The sequence below is a fragment of the uncultured Rikenella sp. genome (assembly GCF_910579375.1).
GTDB lineage: Bacteria > Bacteroidota > Bacteroidia > Bacteroidales > Rikenellaceae > Rikenella.
Window position 1 is genome coordinate 1 of the sequence record NZ_CAJTUJ010000201.1, and the last position, 2,903, is coordinate 2,903.

2 protein-coding genes are annotated in these 2,903 nt (G+C 61.9%); one reads left to right on the forward strand and one right to left on the reverse strand.

Features of this window, described 5'->3' with window-relative positions; genetic code table 11:
• Positions 1–839: 839 nt before the first annotated feature.
• Positions 840–2,489, reverse strand: a complete 1,650-nt coding sequence (locus tag QZ302_RS09645) for a DUF748 domain-containing protein (RefSeq protein ID WP_294594848.1) — start codon at positions 2,487–2,489, stop codon at positions 840–842.
• Between the two features lie 132 nt (positions 2,490–2,621).
• Between QZ302_RS09645 and QZ302_RS09650 the strand changes: the two genes are divergently transcribed.
• Positions 2,622–2,789: a hypothetical protein gene (locus QZ302_RS09650; protein ID WP_294594850.1), complete on the forward strand. Its 168-nt coding sequence runs from the start codon at positions 2,622–2,624 to the stop codon at positions 2,787–2,789.
• The last annotated feature ends 114 nt before the right edge of the window (positions 2,790–2,903 follow it).

Sequence of the window (2,903 nt, forward strand, 5' to 3'; positions counted from 1 at the left end):
CAGTTGCGTTGCCTCTCGGAATAAACGGGCACCCACAGGGTGTTTTACTGGTCGTATCTACCCCAATAACCGGCAGCCTCTGCCCCTACTTGAAACCGAGGCGGCCCGGTTCGAGTGCCGAGCGACACCCCCAGGCTACCGCGGCAGCAGCGAGGGAGCATTGTGGAGCATCGGCAATGGCGGGTTTTACTATTCGCCGTCGGTGAACGACAGCAATGGGGTGTATTTGAATTTCGGGGTGGCGAGTCTTTATCCCAGCAGCGCCTATCACCGTGCCTGCGGTTTGCAGTTGCGTTGCCTCTCGGAATAAACGGGCCGCGGGCCCGCAGTGGGCAAGAGGCTGAGCAACCCTACTCTCTTGGACGGGCTGAAGCCTGCGGGGCCCAAAAGCAACGTCAGTTGCGGGCCTCCGCGGCCGGAGGCTTCGGCCCGCGCGACTCTGCGAGTCGCAGGAGCTCGGCTCAAATCACGGCCCCGCATCCGCCTCACTGCGGCTCCGCTGTCGCTCCGCCGCATTTTGCCATCGCCCGCGGCAATTCTTGCCGGATTGGCTAAATGCCAACCGGCAGAATATGCCCTCTAAGGCCGGCGGGCGACGGATTTTTGCGCGAGATCGAAATTTTTCGCGTGCCGGGGGAAATCCTGTCAAAACGCGCAAGCGCATTTTGACGATTTCCCTCTTTAGGCGACGGCGCGCGGCTGTCCTAAGGGAGGGGACTGCGCTTACGCCGGGCGGGCGCGCCCACAGGGCGTTTTACTGGCAGCCTCTACCCCTATGCAACCAGGCAGCCTCGGCCCAAATCTTCGCCCAAATCTCTGTCCGCCCGCGGCCCTAAACCCTACTTCTTCGAGCCGGAACCGGACGGAGATTCGGGAAGGCCGACAGACTCTTTGATCCCGCCCAACAGCCCTCGCCACAGATAGTTGAACTGCGAACGCAACGGATCGCGTTCGACCGACCGACGCGGCGTCCGAAACCCTTTTCGATCCGGATTCGCGGAACGGATGACCAGCAAATTGACAAACCCGGAAACCCATTTCCGCTCATGCCGACGACCCTCGCCGTCGCGACGCAACAGCCGAACCGACAAATCCGCATAACGCATCTTCACCGTCGCCTGTGCCGTGCGACTGTCGCCCGCAATCGAAAAGGAGAGGCCCTCCAGACGCCCCGTCCGCACGCCCGCATCGGCCAACGGCTGCAAAATCCGATTGAACAGGTCGAGATTCATCGGCCCCAACGTCCCTTCGGCCTCAAACCGATCGTTTTCCGGATGGGCCGGAATACGAATCACAACACGCAACTGACCCGTATTCATCACCTTGCCCGATGCCGTCAGAATGTACATCGAGTCGGGGTCGGAGGGCCGGTTGGTCAGCCCCCGCAACGCTCCGTTCAGATCGTCGAACGAGATGCGGCCCGGAGTCGTTCCGGTCGCCGCCAACTCCTCGTAAACCACCCGCGCATTCACGATCTCGATCATGCCGACCTCCAGCCCGAACGGCAGCCGGTGGATCATCTCGTGCCACAAGGGTTTGAACCGTTCCTGACGGACGATGCGCCGGTTTTTGAAGTTGGCCACCTCGGCATCGCGCACGGCGATCCGCTCGACCGCCACACTCCCCTCGCGCCACCAGCGACCGAAATCCGCCCCTTCGGCCTCAACGCCCGAAGCCAGCACCAGCGTCCAATCGGTATGATGCTCGGTCTTCCAGGCATAGTCCGCCTTGCCGTACTGAGGCACCAGACGGATGTTCTTCAACAAAAGCCGACCGGCACGCACGTTCAGGTCGATCGGCCCGGCCTCCAGCAGTTGGGCGGTCACTAAGAAATGAACGGAGGCTTTCTGAGCCGCGATCCGCAGGTCGTCGCAAAAGAAAGGACGCGATTCGACCGGCAGTTCGGGCGCGATGCGCAACCCGCCGGCTTCGATCGTCACGCCTTTGGCCGCATAACGATTGTGGCCGGGTTCGACGACCCGGACTTCGCCGTGGTGCAACACGACCCGCTCTACGGAGAGATTTCCCAAACGGTCGCAAATCGCCTCCCGAATACGTGACGCGAGGTCGGTTCCCGTCGAATCGGCCGGACGGGAGCCGTTCACGGTACAGAGGATACGGGGAGCGTGTATCTCGACGGCCCGTAAGGAGAGGTATTTGGGTCGGCCGGGAGTCACTTTTCCGAACCGGAAACGCACGTTTCGGAGGACGATTCGGGATATCTCGGCTTCGAGGGCTTCGACGCCGGGCAGAAGGGATTCCAGCCGCGAAGTGTCGCTCCGCAGGGTCACGTCGTACACGGTGACGGTACGGCGCCACAGGCTGACGCCGACACGACCGACGGCGAGCTCTACGGCTCCGCCGGTGCGCTCGGCGAGGGCTTTCTCGGCCGCGCGACGCAGGCGGACGCCGATCCAGCGCTCGATGCCGAGCACTACGAAGATCAACAGGGTGGCGCTTCCCAACAGGATATACAGGGCGGTTCTCATAACCTGGTTTTTGGGTCTCTTCCTATCCAAAATCGTACCACGGGCGCGCGGAGCGTTTTTTTATCTGCGCGGCGGTCACCCGGCGTAAAGCGTTCCAACGGCTCCGCCCCGGGCTTCCGCGATGCGGGTTTATTGAACGGATTCGGCGCGCTGCGCAGCAGCGGGAGCAGCGGCTACAACTGGTCTTCGGGAACGAGCGAAACGAATAGTCTATATCTGATTTTCGGCTTACAGAATCTTGGCACCAGCAGTGCGGATTTTCGTGCCTACGGTCTTCAGTTGCGTTGCCTCTCGGAATAAACGGGAGGGAGAACCCCGCCCCGGGCTTCCGCAACGCAGGATCGGGCGCGCCGAACAGTGTCGGCAACCACGGATTCAACTACTCCTCCGGCACAAAAAGCAACAGCGGTTTGG